The 14,442-nt window shown below is 54.1% G+C and carries 16 protein-coding genes and 1 riboswitch; of the genes, 8 read left to right on the forward strand and 8 right to left on the reverse strand.

The window, feature by feature from the left end; translation table 11 throughout:
- Positions 1 to 9 precede the first annotated feature (9 nt).
- A complete protein-coding gene (locus tag AC07P6_RS20900; RefSeq protein WP_478314479.1) occupies positions 10 to 1,116 on the forward strand; it encodes an ABC transporter permease in 1,107 nt (368 codons plus the stop codon).
- Here AC07P6_RS20900 and AC07P6_RS20905 read toward each other — a convergent pair.
- Complete coding sequence (locus AC07P6_RS20905; RefSeq protein WP_181482931.1) at positions 1,078 to 1,488, reverse strand: YbhQ family protein; 411 nt, start codon at positions 1,486 to 1,488, stop codon at positions 1,078 to 1,080. The genes AC07P6_RS20900 and AC07P6_RS20905 overlap by 39 nt on opposite strands.
- A gap of 131 nt (positions 1,489 to 1,619) precedes the next feature.
- Here AC07P6_RS20905 and AC07P6_RS20910 point away from each other — a divergent pair, with 131 nt between their 5' ends.
- From AC07P6_RS20910 to AC07P6_RS20920, 3 genes are read left to right on the forward strand one after another with little or no spacing between them, the layout of a single operon-like run.
- Positions 1,620 to 2,381 (forward strand): endonuclease/exonuclease/phosphatase family protein, encoded by a 762-nt coding sequence (locus AC07P6_RS20910; RefSeq protein WP_182237365.1) that lies wholly within the window; start codon positions 1,620 to 1,622, stop codon positions 2,379 to 2,381.
- Positions 2,378 to 3,622, forward strand: coding sequence for a cardiolipin synthase ClsB (clsB, locus tag AC07P6_RS20915; protein WP_478314481.1), 1,245 nt, complete (start codon positions 2,378 to 2,380; stop codon positions 3,620 to 3,622). The genes AC07P6_RS20910 and clsB overlap by 4 nt, the downstream gene beginning before the upstream one ends.
- On the forward strand, positions 3,622 to 4,587 hold the full coding sequence (locus AC07P6_RS20920) for a lysylphosphatidylglycerol synthase domain-containing protein (RefSeq protein ID WP_304257190.1): 966 nt from the start codon (positions 3,622 to 3,624) through the stop codon (positions 4,585 to 4,587). The genes clsB and AC07P6_RS20920 overlap by 1 nt, the downstream gene beginning before the upstream one ends.
- Positions 4,588 to 4,673: 86 nt before the next feature.
- Here the strand turns inward: AC07P6_RS20920 and AC07P6_RS20925 are convergent, their stop codons facing one another.
- The 6 genes from AC07P6_RS20925 to moaA form a co-directional block, all read right to left on the reverse strand.
- The gene (locus tag AC07P6_RS20925) at positions 4,674 to 5,378 is read right to left on the reverse strand and encodes a Bax inhibitor-1/YccA family protein (RefSeq protein WP_110276765.1); all 705 of its coding nucleotides are present in this window, start codon (positions 5,376 to 5,378) and stop codon (positions 4,674 to 4,676) included.
- 44 nt (positions 5,379 to 5,422) lie between these two features.
- Positions 5,423 to 5,875: a molybdopterin synthase catalytic subunit MoaE gene (moaE, locus tag AC07P6_RS20930; protein ID WP_110276766.1), complete on the reverse strand. Its 453-nt coding sequence runs from the start codon at positions 5,873 to 5,875 to the stop codon at positions 5,423 to 5,425.
- A 1-nt stretch (position 5,876) separates the two neighbouring features.
- Complete coding sequence (gene moaD / locus AC07P6_RS20935) at positions 5,877 to 6,125, reverse strand: molybdopterin synthase sulfur carrier subunit (protein ID WP_478314483.1); 249 nt, start codon at positions 6,123 to 6,125, stop codon at positions 5,877 to 5,879.
- Positions 6,118 to 6,606 carry a cyclic pyranopterin monophosphate synthase MoaC gene (moaC, locus tag AC07P6_RS20940; RefSeq protein WP_478314485.1) on the reverse strand — a complete coding sequence of 163 codons (489 nt, stop codon included), beginning with the start codon at positions 6,604 to 6,606 and terminating at the stop codon, positions 6,118 to 6,120. The genes moaD and moaC overlap by 8 nt, the downstream gene beginning before the upstream one ends.
- Positions 6,607 to 6,609: 3 nt before the next feature.
- Positions 6,610 to 7,122 carry a molybdenum cofactor biosynthesis protein B gene (moaB, locus tag AC07P6_RS20945; RefSeq protein WP_478314487.1) on the reverse strand — a complete coding sequence of 171 codons (513 nt, stop codon included), beginning with the start codon at positions 7,120 to 7,122 and terminating at the stop codon, positions 6,610 to 6,612.
- 21 nt (positions 7,123 to 7,143) lie between these two features.
- Positions 7,144 to 8,133 (reverse strand): GTP 3',8-cyclase MoaA, encoded by a 990-nt coding sequence (gene moaA, locus AC07P6_RS20950; protein ID WP_478314489.1) that lies wholly within the window; start codon positions 8,131 to 8,133, stop codon positions 7,144 to 7,146.
- A riboswitch (molybdenum cofactor riboswitch) is annotated at positions 8,121 to 8,259 on the reverse strand. Its footprint overlaps the gene before it by 13 nt.
- Positions 8,260 to 8,541: 282 nt before the next feature.
- Between moaA and AC07P6_RS20955 the strand changes: the two genes are divergently transcribed.
- A complete protein-coding gene (locus tag AC07P6_RS20955) occupies positions 8,542 to 9,132 on the forward strand; it encodes a hypothetical protein (protein ID WP_478314491.1) in 591 nt (196 codons plus the stop codon).
- 31 nt (positions 9,133 to 9,163) lie between these two features.
- Here AC07P6_RS20955 and AC07P6_RS20960 read toward each other — a convergent pair whose 3' ends face one another.
- Complete coding sequence (locus AC07P6_RS20960; protein WP_478314493.1) at positions 9,164 to 10,870, reverse strand: WG repeat-containing protein; 1,707 nt, start codon at positions 10,868 to 10,870, stop codon at positions 9,164 to 9,166.
- A gap of 242 nt (positions 10,871 to 11,112) precedes the next feature.
- Here AC07P6_RS20960 and yvcK point away from each other — a divergent pair, with 242 nt between their 5' ends.
- The 3 genes from yvcK to pmrA all read left to right on the forward strand — a co-directional run bounded on the left by yvcK (position 11,113) and on the right by pmrA (position 14,440).
- Positions 11,113 to 12,018 (forward strand): uridine diphosphate-N-acetylglucosamine-binding protein YvcK, encoded by a 906-nt coding sequence (yvcK, locus tag AC07P6_RS20965; protein WP_181482941.1) that lies wholly within the window; start codon positions 11,113 to 11,115, stop codon positions 12,016 to 12,018.
- 110 nt (positions 12,019 to 12,128) lie between these two features.
- Complete coding sequence (gene eptA, locus AC07P6_RS20970; RefSeq protein WP_478314495.1) at positions 12,129 to 13,772, forward strand: phosphoethanolamine transferase EptA; 1,644 nt, start codon at positions 12,129 to 12,131, stop codon at positions 13,770 to 13,772.
- Positions 13,769 to 14,440 carry a two-component system response regulator PmrA gene (gene pmrA, locus AC07P6_RS20975; protein ID WP_304257176.1) on the forward strand — a complete coding sequence of 224 codons (672 nt, stop codon included), beginning with the start codon at positions 13,769 to 13,771 and terminating at the stop codon, positions 14,438 to 14,440. The genes eptA and pmrA overlap by 4 nt, the downstream gene beginning before the upstream one ends.
- The last annotated feature ends 2 nt before the right edge of the window (positions 14,441 to 14,442 follow it).

Raw genomic sequence — 14,442 nt, forward strand, 5'->3', positions numbered from 1 at the left:
AGAATAGTTATGTTTCATCGCTTATGGACACTAATCCGCAAAGAGCTGCAATCGCTGTTGCGCGAACCGCAGACGCGGGCGATTTTAATTATGCCGGTGCTGATTCAGGTACTGCTGTTTCCGTTCGCCGCCACGCTGGAGGTGACTAACGCCACCATCGCTATCTACAACGAAGATAGCGGCAAGCATGCGGTGGAGCTAACCCAGCGCTTCGCCCGCGCCAAAGCCTTCACCCATGTCCTGCTGCTGAAAAGCCCGCAGGAGATTAGACCCACCATCGATGAACAAAAAGCGCTGCTGGTCGTGCGCTTCCCGGCAGATTTCTCACGTAATCTCGACACTAACCAAACCGCCCCGCTCCAGCTTTTGCTCGACGGACGTAACTCCAACAGCGCGCAGATTGCCGCCAATTACCTCCAGCAGATCGTTAAAAACTATCAGCAGGATCTGCTGGAAGGTAAAGTGAAGCCGAACAACAGCGAGCTGGTAGTGCGCAACTGGTATAACCCGAACCTCGACTATAAATGGTTCGTGGTTCCGTCGCTGATCGCCATGATCACCACCATCGGCGTGATGATCGTCACCTCGCTATCCGTAGCCCGCGAGCGTGAGCAGGGCACTCTCGACCAGCTACTGGTTTCACCACTGGCGACCTGGCAGATTTTTATTGGCAAAGCGGTTCCTGCACTGATTGTCGCCACTCTTCAGGCGAGCATCGTGCTGGGGATCGGCATCTGGGCCTATCAAATCCCCTTCGCCGGATCGCTACTGCTGTTTTACTTTACGATGATTGTTTACGGGCTATCGCTGGTAGGATTCGGGCTGCTGATTTCATCGCTGTGCTCCACGCAGCAGCAGGCATTTATTGGCGTGTTCGTCTTTATGATGCCGGCGATCCTGCTGTCCGGATACGTTTCGCCAGTGGAGAATATGCCAGTATGGCTACAGAATTTAACGTGGGTAAACCCCATTCGTCACTTTACTGATATCACTAAGCAAATCTATCTGAAGGATGCGAGTCTGGAAATTGTGTGGGGAAGTTTGTGGCCGCTATTGGTCATAGCGGCCACTACCGGCTCAGCGGCGTATGCGATGTTCCGCAGAAAGATCGCGTAATTTTTTATCTTTCGCCAGCAACGAAACCACTGCCGGGCCTGCCAGTATCACCAGCCCGGCGAGGGCCAGCAGCAGGTTATTGTGCAGCACGCGCGACAACAGCCATAGCGCGATAACCGCCGCACCGAAGTACCAGGTGGTGGTGAGCTCTTCAAGAAAATCACCTACATCACGCCAGCGCTCTTCGTGATGACGCTGCAAAAATAGCATCGACAGTAACGTGACGCCGTACAGCACGCACAAACCTAGTCCGACGCGAACCAGCGCGCCGCTCATCCAACCCATCACCAGTACTGCCACGACCAGTAGATGCAACATAATCTGCCAGCAACTAAGACCCGTTGCGACGCGTACACGTTGTTGCCACTTCATGGCTTCTCTCCTGAAGGATTTTTCTCTGCTACTCAGAGTACCGCACTTTACGGAAAATTCCGTATCACCGCATCTTTTTGTGACCTCTACTACACTATTTCATTCAGGAAAGTGACATTGACTGGAGAAATATGGACGAACAAACGCCGCGATTTTCGTTGAACGTGCTAACAATTAACACCCATAAAGGCTTTAATGCGTTTAATCGCCGCTTTATTTTGCCTGAATTGCGCGAAGCGGTACGCAGCGTCAATGCCGATATCGTTTGCTTGCAGGAGGTGATGGGGGCGCATGAAATTCATCCGCTGAATATTAAGAACTGGCCGGAGACCCCACACTATGAATTCCTTGCCGACACAATATGGAACGATTTCGCCTACGGGCGTAACGCGGTCTATCCACAAGGGCATCATGGCAATGCGGTGCTCTCGCGTTTTCCCATCGCGCATTACCAGAATCTTGATGTATCCGTCGGCGATAGTGAAAAACGCGGTCTGCTCTACTGCCGCATCGTACCGCCAGAAAGCGGGATAACCCTTCATCTGATTTGCGTGCATCTGGGACTGCGCGCGAATCAGCGCCAGGCTCAGATGACCATGCTGGCGGATTGGGTGAACAGTTTGCCTGCGGGCGACCCGGTGGTGGTCGCAGGTGATTTTAACGACTGGCGACAGCAGGCTAATCGGCAGCTAAAAGCCCAGGCCGGGCTGGAGGAGATCTTCACCCGCGCCAGAGGGCGTCCGGCGCGTACTTTCCCGGTCAACTTCCCGCTGCTGCGCCTCGATCGCATCTACGTCAAAAATGCGCACGCCAGCCAGCCGAAGACGCTAGCCCTGAAACAGTGGCGTCATTTGTCCGATCATGCACCGCTTAGCGTGGAGATACATCTGTGAAATGCAGCTGGCAGGAAGGAAACCGCATTCAGCTATTAGAAAACGGCGACAATTATTATCCGGCGGTCTTTTCCGCGATTGGCCGCGCACAGCAGCGGGTCATTCTCGAATCTTTTATCTGGTTTGAGGATGACGTCGGCAGGCAGCTCCATGCCGTGTTGCTTAAGGCCGCCCAGCGCGGGGTGCGCGTTGAAGTGCTGCTGGACGGTTACGGCTCGCCCGATTTAAGCGATGATTTTGTCGGCGAGCTAACCTCGGCGGGGGTCATTTTCCGCTACTACGATCCGCGCCCGCGCCTGCTCGGTATGCGCACCAACCTGTTTCGCCGGATGCACCGAAAAATCGTCGTTATCGACGACGTTGTCGCCTTTGTCGGCGGAATTAACTACTCTGCAGAACATATGACCGACTACGGCCCGGAGGCCAAACAGGATTACGCCGTTCAGGTTGAGGGCCCGGTGGTGCTCGATATCCTGCAATTTGAACTTGAAAACCTGCCCACCAGCGAAGCCACGCGCCGCTGGTGGCATCGTCGTCGGCATAAGCCTGAAATCAACCGTAATCCCGGCGAAGCCCAGGCGCTATTTATCTGGCGAGATAACCAGGAGCACCGCGACGATATCGAACGTCACTATCTGAAGATGCTGACCAGCGCGCGCCGGGAAGTGATTATCGCCAACGCCTACTTCTTTCCAGGCTATCGGCTGCTGCACGCCATGCGCAACGCCGCCCGCCGCGGCGTTAGCGTTAAATTAATCGTGCAGGGTGAGCCGGATATCCCGATAGTCAAATTTGGCGCGCGCCTGCTCTATCACTATCTGGTGAAGGGCGGCGTGCAGATTTTCGAATATCGCCGCCGCCCGCTACACGGCAAAGTGGCGCTGGCGGACGACCACTGGGCCACCGTCGGCTCCAGCAACCTCGACCCGCTGAGCCTGTCGCTGAATCTGGAAGCCAACCTGATTATCCACGACCGCGAATTTAACCAGACGCTGCGCGACAATCTCAACGGCCTGATTGCCAACGACTGTCGTCAGGTTGATAAAAGCATTTTGTCGAAGCGGACCTGGTGGCGGCTTGGCGTTAGCGTGCTGGCGTTCCACTTCCTGCGCCACTTTCCGGCCTGGGTGGGCTGGCTACCGGCCCACACTCCGCTCCTGTCGCGCGTTCAGCCGCCGGTACAGCCAGAAATAGAAACCCAGGATCGCGTAGAGACGGAAAACCAGGAGGTGAAGCCCTGATGGCGAAATCGCACCCTCGCTGGCGGATGGCGAAAAAAATCCTCACGGTGCTGTTTTTTATCGCCGTTGCGGTGCTTCTCGTGGTTTATGCGCAAAAAATTAACTGGCAGGAAGTGTGGAAAGTTATTCGCGATTACAACCGCACGGCCTTGCTCAGCGCGATAGGGCTGGTTATCGCCAGCTACCTGATTTATGGCTGTTATGACCTGCTCGGGCGCGTGTATTGCGGCCATAAGCTGGCAAAGCGCCAGGTGATGCTGGTGTCATTTATTTGCTACGCCTTTAACCTGACGCTGAGCACCTGGGTGGGCGGTATCGGCATGCGCTACCGGCTCTACTCGCGTCTGGGCCTGAGCGGGGGAACCATTACCCGCATCTTTTCGCTGAGCATCACCACCAACTGGCTGGGCTATATTCTGCTCGGCGGCATCATCTTTAGCGCCGGAATGGTACAAGTCCCCGAACGCTGGTATATCAGCCAACAATCGCTGCAAATTCTGGGCATCGTTTTGCTGCTAATTTCCGCGTTTTATCTGTGGGCCTGCGCTTTTGCTAAAAAGCGTCATCTGACGATAAAAGGCCAGCGCCTGGTGCTGCCTTCCTGGCGATTCGCGCTGTTGCAGATGGCAGTTTCCACCCTGAACTGGATGGCGATGGGGGCAATAATCTGGCTGCTGTTAGGCCAACAGGTTGACTACTTCCTCGTGCTCGGGGTGCTGTTGGTAAGTAGTATTGCCGGGGTTATCGTGCATATCCCCGCCGGGATTGGCGTACTCGAAGCGGTATTTATCGCCATGCTCTCGGGGGAAGATATCTCGCGCGGGGCGATTATTGCCGCCCTGCTCGCTTATCGTGCGCTGTACTATTTTATGCCGCTGCTGCTGGCAACGGTGGCTTATCTACTGTTGGAGAGTCGGGCGAAAAAGCTGCGGCAAAAGAATGAGCGCAAGCTGGCGGGAGAGTAGTGGAAATTCCCCGGTCGCGCTGACCGGGGCTACAGTTTCATGCGGTTTGTTCACGGGTCCGCCGCTCTCTGCAATCCGGGAAGGGTTTAGCGGCGGTTGCCGAAAATACGCAGCAGCATCAGGAACAGGTTGATAAAGTCCAGATACAGCGTCAGAGCGCCAAGAATCGAGTATTTACGCAGCATTGACGCATCGCGAACATCAATCTGCTCGCCAATGTTTTTCAGCTTCTGGGTGTCATAAGCCGTTAAGCCGACGAAGATAACCACCCCGATATAGGTCACTGCCCACATCAGCGCTTCGCTCTTCAGCCAGAAGTTGACCAGTGATGCCAGTAAAATACCAATCAGCCCCATAAACAGCATATTGCCGAAGCCGCTGAGATCGCGTTTGGTGGTATAACCGTAGAGGCTCATCGCGCCAAACATACCGCCTGCGACCACAAAAGTGCTGGCGATTGACGAGTAGGTATAGACGATGAAAATGCTGGATAGCGTTAATCCAGTTAGCGCCGAATAGAGCATAAACAGCGTCGTCGCCATCCCGGCGCTGAGCCGTTGCACCATGCCAGAGAGCACGAAGACCAGCCCCAGCTGTGCGATAATCAGCCCGTAAAAGGTGATTTTGCTGGAAAACACAAACATCATGACCGCTGGGGTATTAGCGGCAAACCACGCGATAAACGCCGTGAGCAGCAGCCCGACCGTCATCCAGCCATAAACCTGCGCCATATAAGTTTGCAGGCCGCTGCGGCCCTGCACGATTGAATCGGAACGAGGGTATCTGTCCATGACTATCTCCTGATTAACGAAATTTATCCTCTAAGCGTACCACACTACCAGCGTTCTGCCGCCTGTCTGTCGCTATCCCGCGCATCGACCCAGCGCTCCCCTTCCGGCGTTGCTTCACGCTTCCAGAACGGGGCTCGAGTTTTCAGATAATCCATAATGAATTCCCCGGCCGCAAACGCACTGCTGCGATGGGCACTGGTGACGCCGACAAAGACAATTTCTTCGCCGGGCCACATCTCCCCGATGCGGTGAATCACCGTTACCCGCCCCAGCGGCCAGCGCTCGCGCGCCAGTTCGACAATTTCCGCCAACGACTTTTCGGTCATACCGGGATAGTGCTCAAGAGTCAGCGCTTTCACGCTATCGCCCAGGTTATGGTTGCGTACTTTGCCGGTGAAAGTCACCACCGCGCCGTCTTCATCGCGTTCAGCAAGCCAGGGATATTCGTCGCCAACCTTAAAACGCTCATGGCTGACCACAATACGGGTTTGCGTCATCTTAACCTCCGGTAACCGGCGGGAAGAATGCCACTTCATCACCAGCTACCAGCGGATGATCAAACGAGGTCAGCGTCTGATTCACCGCCGCCAGCAGCTTGCCCTCTTCCAGCGCCAGCGCCCAGCGGTCGCCACGCGCAACCAACTGTTGGCGAACGGCTTCAACCGTGGAAAGCCCGTTCGACTCGAGAGTCAGGGAATCGGTGCCGAGCAGTTCGCGCACCTGAGCAAAAAATAGAACGTTAATCATGGGCATCTTCCACTCTGAAATCGCCGGACTTGCCGCCGCTCTTCGCCAGCAGGCGCACCGGACCAATCACCATATCTTTCTGCACCGCTTTGCACATATCGTAAATCGTCAGCGCGGCGACGGAAGCGGCAGTCAACGCTTCCATTTCCACGCCGGTTTTACCGGTCAAACGGCACAAAGATTCGATGCGCACCCGGTTATGTTCCGGCTGCGCCTGTATATTGACTTCAACTTTGCTCAACATCAGCGGGTGGCACAGCGGGATCAGCTCCCAGGTACGTTTGGCCGCCTGGATCCCGGCGATTCGCGCGGTGGCGAAAACGTCGCCTTTGTGATGGCTGCCGTCGATAATCATGGCCAGCGTCGTCGCCTGCATTTCAACGTAGGCCTCGGCGCGCGCTTCGCGAACCGTCTCCGCTTTCGCCGAGACATCAACCATGTGCGCTTCGCCCGCGGCGTTAATATGGGTCAGTTGCGACATAAATTACTTCTTAAGATGAGAGATAAAGTTGCACGGACGGGTGCGGGCATCGAGCTGCGGCGTAATAATATTGTCCCACGCGGTATGGCAAGCTTTGGTTGAGCCGGGCATCGCGAAAATCAGCGTGCGGTTCGCCACCCCGGCAACGGCACGGGATTGCAGGGTCGAAGTACCAATCTCTTCAAAAGAGAGCATGCGGAATACTTCGCCGAAGCCTTCAACTTCGCGGTCAAACAGCGGCAGCAGCGCTTCCGGTGCCTGATCGCCCTCGGTAAAACCGGTGCCGCCGGTGATCAACACCACCTGCACGTCATCGCTGGCGATCCATGCCGAGACCTGGGCGCGAATAGCATAACGGTTCTCTTTAACTATCGCCTTATCGACGACGGTGTGCCCCGCTTCCTGCGCCGCGTCACGCAGCCAGTGACCGGAGGTATCGTCCTCTTCGCCACGTCGATTTGAAACGGTAAGAATTGCAATACGGGTCGGGATAAACTCAGCGCTGGCCTGACTCATCTGTTCGCTCCTTAAAATGAATTATCCGCCGATATACGAGAGGTTCTGCGTAATACCGGTGTTGCCCTGATGCAGGAAATGGGTTTGTTTTTTATGCGTTAACGCTTCAGAAATCCGCGCTTCCAGCTCGGCCTGCTGCGCTTCTTCAGCGAGCAGATCGCGCAGATCAACGCCACCTTCGCCAAACAGGCACAGGTGCAGTTTGCCAACGGAAGAGACGCGCAGGCGGTTGCAGGTGGCGCAGAAATCTTTCTCATACGGCATGATCAGGCCGATTTCACCGGCATAATCCGGATGGCAAAAGACCTGCGCTGGGCCGTCGCTACGCTGGCGGATCTGATGGATCCAGCCGCGGCGCAGCAGCTCGTCGCGCAGCACCATGCCTGAGATATGATGGCGGCGGAACAGGTCGCTACCCTCGCCGGTTTCCATCAGCTCAATAAAACGCAGTTGAATGCGGCGCGGCTGGATCCACGCCAGAAAGGTGTCGAGCTGGTGATGGTTAACGTCGCGCATCAGCACGGTGTTGACTTTAACTTTCTCAAAGCCAGCAGCAAAAGCGGCATCGATGCCGTCCATTACCTGGCGAAATTTATCCTGGCCGGTAATGGCGTGAAACTGGCGGGCATCGAGGCTATCCACGCTGACGTTAATCGCCGTCAACCCAGCATCGCGCCAGTTTTCAACATCGCGCGCCAGCCGATAGCCGTTGGTGGTCACCGCAATCTGACGAATAGAGGGATTTTCCCGCACGGCGGCAATAATGTCGGTAAAATCACGACGTAGCGAAGGTTCACCACCGGTCAGGCGCACCTTTTCCGTGCCGAGTGCTGAAAATGCACGCGTGACGCGACGAACTTCATCGACGCTGAGAAAGCCTTTATTGGTGACGGCGCCGGGCTTGTAGCCATCGGGCAGACAGTAGGTGCAACGAAAGTTACACACGTCGGTAATAGACAGGCGCAGATAGTAAAACTTCCGCGCAAATGCATCGGTAAGCTGTGAAGCCATAGACACCTTTCCAAATACGGGAGACGCGGTCATTTCTTTCCGCGCCCTGGCGACAACCGGAGCTGTCACGGCCAAAGCACCATATCTTGCGACACAGGCACAGAGGCTAGAGTGTTAGTGGGTTACACCAAATAGTAGCGCGTTAAGTGTGGTTTCGCCATACCCACATTTCGTTATGTAATGATGTATATAGCGGATATATATAGCTTTTTTTACGCTAAGTTAGTGAGAACACAGCGTAATCCCTCGTTCTGCTATTCGCCCTCCACCCGATACAAAACCGTCAGGTATTTTATAGTTACCCAGCAAAAAGTGATATTCTCGCCGCAGAAGCAAGGAAAGAGACTTATTCAATGAAAATAATAAGTTAACAGTTAACAATCGGTCTACAAAGGACGCAACATTACGATGAGCCGATCTCTTCACGTTATCCTGGCCATGCTCACGCTTTGTAGCAGCTCCATTTTCGCCGCCGAGCCGTGTACCGGCAAACTTGAGCATGCCGAGACCGGACATGACAACAGCAAGCTTATTTTGTCCTCAGCGAAACTGATTGAGGGCACGGAAAGAAAAGCCATTCTGGACGCCCTTCGTCCACAGGCTGCAAGCCAGGCCGGACAGGCGGTACGTATAAAAGTCGATCGCTTAAATATCAGCAACGAATGGGCCATTCTGGTCGGGGAAATCGTCGCACCTGAGGGGCAAAAGCTCGACTGGTCGCTGGCGAAAGATTGCGAAGCCGAGCTTGATAAAATGCTGTGGGTCATCCTGAATAAAACCGCCGGGCAGTGGCGCGTAAAAGAGATGACGATTTGTGCGTCAGAACCGCCCTGGTGGTATTTCAACGATGCTGACCTCACTCTACCCTGCGAGGTTTATGACGGACTGGAATCTCCTGAGGAGGGCCAGCCTTTTGACGATCTGGCGGCACGTTGCAGAGCACTCAAAACCAATACCTCCGTGACAGAAAATCGCAATAAAATCAGCCCCTTACGCTAAGCTTAATGATGACAAGGCCTTCCGGGCCTTGTCATCCCGCGTCATTATCGTCGATATACAACACTACCTGCTTTTCAAAGTCGCCATCGCCGTATTCAAGGTAGTGGTGTAGTGTTAACAGCCCCCGGCGTTTCACTAGCCGCCATTTGCAGTAATGTCCTTCCCATTCATCAACAGGCGCACCGAACAGCAGAGTCAGGCGCGCCTTTAAATCCTGATAATGCTTTTTGATGTTATCGGCGTAGTCAGACTCCAGAAACTCATACTCTCCCCACTCATCTTCTGTGTAATAGACGTCGGCAAGCGTGATAATTGCACCAAACTTTATGTCATCCTTTTCGACTCTGTCAGCGTCAAAGTCATACTCCTCGCCTGCGAACTGCGCCCCGCTGCCGCTAATTTTATTCACCAGCACAAAAGGACGGGGCCTGGCCGCAATCAGCGCGTTAACCGCATCACCAAGCGTTGCGCCAGGGTAAATTTCTGCCGGTGAAATACTAAAGAAGAGATAAGGCATCCAGACTTTCTGATCATCGAAGATGCGGATAACCTGCTGTTGAGCATTTTTCAGAACAGCGGTTTGCCGAGCCCGATCAAACGAAAGCGTCGCTACCGTCTTCCCTTCGGGGTCCACATACTCAAGCTCATGGCGGGAGATAATAAACACCGTCGTATTGCTGCTGGCAAAACCAACAATAGCGTTTTGCGTATCGACGACCGGTTCCATCCACCGTCGCTGATGAATAAATTTACCCTGCGCCGTCAGAATGCCCCATTGCCCTTCGACTGTTCTCACGATAGCTGCGCCCACCGGGTAAAAATCGGTACCGTAGCTCAATAACGTCGAAGTCAGTGATTTACCATTCCCGAGATGGCTATAGCTGACGTAGAGACCACCTTTACCGCCGATCCGGACGATGCCGTGAGCGATTTTCGGTACCTCTGTCGTTTCAATTTCCAGCACCCGTTCGCCGTGAGCATTGTAAAATGTGCACAGCTCTTCGCCGCGCCAGCGCTGGGCACAACAAAAACCGCCAGTATCATAGTGAGAAATAAGATCGTAAACAGGCTCGACAACCCAGCCCCCGCGTTTATCAATCAGCCCGTACTGGCCTGATTCATCTGAAAAAGGGGCGATACCCTGGTCTGAAAAACTCTCGCCATTTCCTTCGCGAATCGAAAAGGTAAACTCACCGCAGGTGTTAATGTAGCCCGTGAAAATACGGTTTCCCGCCAGACGATGAAAGCAGGCCATGCCGCTGAGGCTGAATTCATCAAACCACTCCCTTTCAAGAGCCTCTGCGTGGGGTAACTGAATCTCCGACCGTTCGCCGTTGACGTTCAACAGCAGGAATTGACCTTGTTGAGTCTTGCCGATGGACAAGCCACCCACCGTCGGGGTCAGGGTGTGGTAAGTGCAAGGAATGACCTGCTCACCCGCACGGTTGACGATCCCCCATCTACCGCCGTCGCAAACCCGCGCCACTCCATCGCGATTAAACGCGCGAACATCATCGAAGCGTGGCGCAATAATCCACTCCCCGGTGACAGAGATAAGCCCCGACTTGCCATTTCCCTGCTTAATTGACAGCCAGGGCACACCACCGTCCGCAGGCGCGCCCTGATAATCGCAATGTGAGTACAGAAACGATTTCTCTTCTCCATGACGATTCAGGTAAACCCTAATTTTTGGCTGGCCATACCGAACGGGGATATCCAGCTCAGACAGTGTTTCCATAATTAACTCAGGTCGATTCAGTTGAAAATACAGAAGAGTTTCTGTCGCCAGGCGGCAGAGAATTAACTCACGCCGGGAAAGCGGGCTGAATTACCGGCTAATATTATCACTGTGTGACACCCCCACTTTTAGCAAATAGCCATGTCCAGAGCGTGCTACACAATAGATGTCATAGGCCGGGCATCGTTTTTTAACAAGAGATCGGTTACTGTGAGCCCGATTAATTGATAGAAGGGATTTTTATGCGCAATCGTACTTTCGCCGATCTTGATCGCGTTGTGGCTCTGGGCGGCGGACATGGGCTGGGCCGGGTAATGTCATCACTCTCCTCCCTTGGCTCACGCCTGACCGGAATTGTCACCACCACCGATAACGGCGGTTCCACAGGGCGAATTCGCCGCGCGGAAGGTGGCATCGCCTGGGGAGACATGCGCAACTGTATTAATCAGCTTATTGCCGAACCCAGCGTGGCGTCGGCGATGTTTGAATATCGTTTTAGCGGTAACGGTGAACTGTCCGGGCATAACCTCGGAAATCTAATGTTAAAGGCGCTCGATCATCTGAGCGTGCGGCCTCTTGAAGCGATCAATTTGATCAGAAATCTGCTCAAAGTCGACGCGCTGCTGATTCCCATGTCGGAACAACCGGTCGACCTGATGGCGATTGACCACGAAGGGCATGAAGTATACGGCGAAGTGAATATTGACCAGCTCGCCTGCGTGCCGCGCGAACTGATGCTCTCCCCACCGGTTCCCACCACTCGCGAAGCGATAGAGGCTATTGCCGAAGCCGATTTAATTCTTATCGGACCAGGTAGCTTCTATACCAGCCTGATGCCCATTATCTTGCTCGATGAGATGGCGCAGGCGCTGCGCCGCACGCCCGCACCGATGGTGTTTATCGACAACCTCGGTAAAGAACATAGCCCTGCCGCCAGCCTGGCGCTGGCGGACCGGGTGGCCATTATGGAGCAACATATCGGCAAGCGGGTGATTGACGCGTTAGTGATCGGCCCGAAAGCGGACACCACAGGTATTGAACATCGGGTGGTTATCCAGACGCCGCTGGACGCCAGCGATGTCCCTTATCGCCACGATCGGCAGCTATTACGCAGCGCGCTGGAAAAAGCGATCCAGGAGTTAGGCTAATTCTCAAGGCAGCGTTATTCTGGCCACCAATCCAGCCAGGCTTAAAATCTTAAGGTTGTCTTAAAAAAACATCGGCAACATAGCGACCATCTCTTTACGTGGACGTCGCTATGTCACTATTTTCTTTACGTCGGCCGGTGGTTAGCCGTACAACCTATCTGATTCTGTTTGCCTGCTATATTGGGCTGGTACTGAATCTCGCCTTCTATCGTCAGGTATTTACCCTGCTGCCGGTCAACGGCCTGCACAACTGGCTGGTGTTCCTCAGCATGCCGATAGTGGCAATTAGCGTGATGAACATCATTACCACCATCGCCTCGTTCCTGAAGCTTGACCGTCTGGTTATTAGCCTGTTTATCTTGCTGAGCGCCTCGGCTCAATATTTTATCTGGACCTTCGGCGTGGTGATAGATCGGGGAATGATCACCAATATTTTCGATACCACCCCCGCCGAAAGTTTCGCCCTGCTCTCCAGCAAAATGGTTCTGATCCTCGGCCTTTCCGGGGTTCTGGCGGTAGCTGTCGCCTGGTGGGTTAAAATTCGTAAACCGCAAACGTTATGGCGCGGCGTCGCCGTGCGCCTGCTCAGCATCGTGGTTTCAGCACTGTTGATTATTCTGGTCGCCGCGCTGTTTTATAAAGATTACGCATCGGTGTTTCGCAATAACAAAGAGCTGGTGAAATCTTTGAGTCCGTCGAACAGTATTGTGGCGATGAATTCCTGGCATGCACATAACAGAATGGCCAATCTGCCGCTGGTAAAAATTGGCGAAGACGCCGTGCAGAAGCCGGAAATGCGCAACGGAGCGAAGAAAAACCTGACCATTGTCGTGTTAGGCGAAACCTCAAGAGCGGCGAATTTTTCGCTCAACGGCTATTCCCGCGAAACCAACCCGCGTCTGAAGCAAGATAACGTGGTCTATTTCCCGAATACCACTTCCTGCGGCACCGCCACGGCAGTTTCCGTGCCGTGCATGTTCTCTAATATGCCGCGTGCCCACTATGATGAAGAGTTGGCGCAGCATCAGGAGGGAGTGCTGGATATCCTGCAACGCGCAGGAGTTAAGGTACTGTGGAGCGACAACGATGGCGGCTGCAAAGGAGCCTGCGACCGGGTTCCGAACCAGAACGTGACCAGGCTCAATCTGAGCGATCAGTGCATTGATGGCGAGTGCTACGATGAAGTGTTGTTCCATAATCTGGAGAGCTACATCGACGGTTTGCAACAGGACGGGATTATCGTTTTGCATACTATCGGCAGCCACGGTCCGACCTATTACAATCGCTATCCGCCGCAGTTCAAACAGTTCACACCGACCTGCGACACCAATGAGATACAGGGTTGCACTCAGCAGCAGCTCACCAACACCTACGACAATACGATTTTGTATGTCGATTATGTGGTCGATAAAGCGATAAAATTACTGCAGTCGAAGCAGGATAAATTTACCACCAGCCTGGTGTACCTCTCGGACCACGGCGAATCGCTGGGGGAAGATGGGGTTTATTTACACGGTCTGCCGTGGTCCATTGCGCCTGATACGCAAAAGCATGTACCGATGCTGCTATGGCTGTCGCCGGATTATCAACAGCGCTATGGCGTATCCGGACAGTGTTTGCAGCAAAAAGCGAAAACACAACCGTATTCGCAGGATAATCTCTTCTCCACCCTACTCGGCCTGCTCGGGGTCCAGACCCATGAGTATCAGGCAACAGATGATATTTTAACGCCATGCAGAGAGGCAGGCCGATGAAAATTTTAGTCATTGAAGACGATGCGCTCCTGTTACAAGGATTAATTCTGGCGATGCAAAGCGAGGGCTACGTGTGCGACGGCGTGTCGACAGCCCACGAAGCGGCACTCTCTCTGGCCAGCAACCATTACAGCCTTATCGTTCTCGATTTGGGGCTACCGGATGAGGACGGCCTGCATTTCCTGGCGCGCATGCGTCGGGAGAAGTTTAGTCAGCCAGTGCTGATCCTCACCGCCCGCGATACCGTTGATGACCGCATCAGCGGCCTGGATACCGGCGCGGATGACTATCTGGTAAAACCTTTCGCTCTTGAAGAGTTGAACGCGCGCATTCGTGCCCTGCTGCGTCGCCACAACAATCAGGGGGATAATGAGCTGACCGTGGGTAATTTGCGCCTGAACGTCACCCGCCGTCTGGTCTGGCTCGGCGAGCAGTCTCTTGATTTAACGCCGAAAGAGTACGCCCTGCTCTCACGCCTGATGATGAAAGCGGGCAGCCCGGTACACCGCGAAATTCTCTACAACGATATTTATAGCTGGGATAACGAGCCGGCCACCAACACCCTGGAGGTGCATATTCACAATCTGCGCGATAAGGTGGGTAAAGCGCGGATCCGCACCGTCCGGGGTTTCGGCTATATGTTGGTCAACAATACTGAAGTGGAATAACG

It is taken from the genome of Klebsiella sp. GFKo11 (genome assembly GCF_056490265.1).

What these genes read in the sequence shown, in the direction of transcription:
- AC07P6_RS20900 (WP_478314479.1), top strand. Translation starts at nt 10, where the DNA reads ATGTTTCATCGCTTATGGACACTAATCCGCAAAGAGCTGCAATCGCTG.
- AC07P6_RS20905 (WP_181482931.1), bottom strand. Translation starts at nt 1,488, where the DNA reads ATGAAGTGGCAACAACGTGTACGCGTCGCAACGGGTCTTAGTTGCTGG.
- AC07P6_RS20910 (WP_182237365.1), top strand. Translation starts at nt 1,620, where the DNA reads ATGGACGAACAAACGCCGCGATTTTCGTTGAACGTGCTAACAATTAAC.
- AC07P6_RS20920 (WP_304257190.1), top strand. Translation starts at nt 3,622, where the DNA reads ATGGCGAAATCGCACCCTCGCTGGCGGATGGCGAAAAAAATCCTCACG.
- AC07P6_RS20925 (WP_110276765.1), bottom strand. Translation starts at nt 5,378, where the DNA reads ATGGACAGATACCCTCGTTCCGATTCAATCGTGCAGGGCCGCAGCGGC.
- moaE (WP_110276766.1), bottom strand. Translation starts at nt 5,875, where the DNA reads ATGACGCAAACCCGTATTGTGGTCAGCCATGAGCGTTTTAAGGTTGGC.
- moaD (WP_478314483.1), bottom strand. Translation starts at nt 6,125, where the DNA reads ATGATTAACGTTCTATTTTTTGCTCAGGTGCGCGAACTGCTCGGCACC.
- moaC (WP_478314485.1), bottom strand. Translation starts at nt 6,606, where the DNA reads ATGTCGCAACTGACCCATATTAACGCCGCGGGCGAAGCGCACATGGTT.
- moaB (WP_478314487.1), bottom strand. Translation starts at nt 7,122, where the DNA reads ATGAGTCAGGCCAGCGCTGAGTTTATCCCGACCCGTATTGCAATTCTT.
- moaA (WP_478314489.1), bottom strand. Translation starts at nt 8,133, where the DNA reads ATGGCTTCACAGCTTACCGATGCATTTGCGCGGAAGTTTTACTATCTG.
- AC07P6_RS20955 (WP_478314491.1), top strand. Translation starts at nt 8,542, where the DNA reads ATGAGCCGATCTCTTCACGTTATCCTGGCCATGCTCACGCTTTGTAGC.
- AC07P6_RS20960 (WP_478314493.1), bottom strand. Translation starts at nt 10,870, where the DNA reads ATGGAAACACTGTCTGAGCTGGATATCCCCGTTCGGTATGGCCAGCCA.
- yvcK (WP_181482941.1), top strand. Translation starts at nt 11,113, where the DNA reads ATGCGCAATCGTACTTTCGCCGATCTTGATCGCGTTGTGGCTCTGGGC.
- eptA (WP_478314495.1), top strand. Translation starts at nt 12,129, where the DNA reads ATGTCACTATTTTCTTTACGTCGGCCGGTGGTTAGCCGTACAACCTAT.
- pmrA (WP_304257176.1), top strand. Translation starts at nt 13,769, where the DNA reads ATGAAAATTTTAGTCATTGAAGACGATGCGCTCCTGTTACAAGGATTA.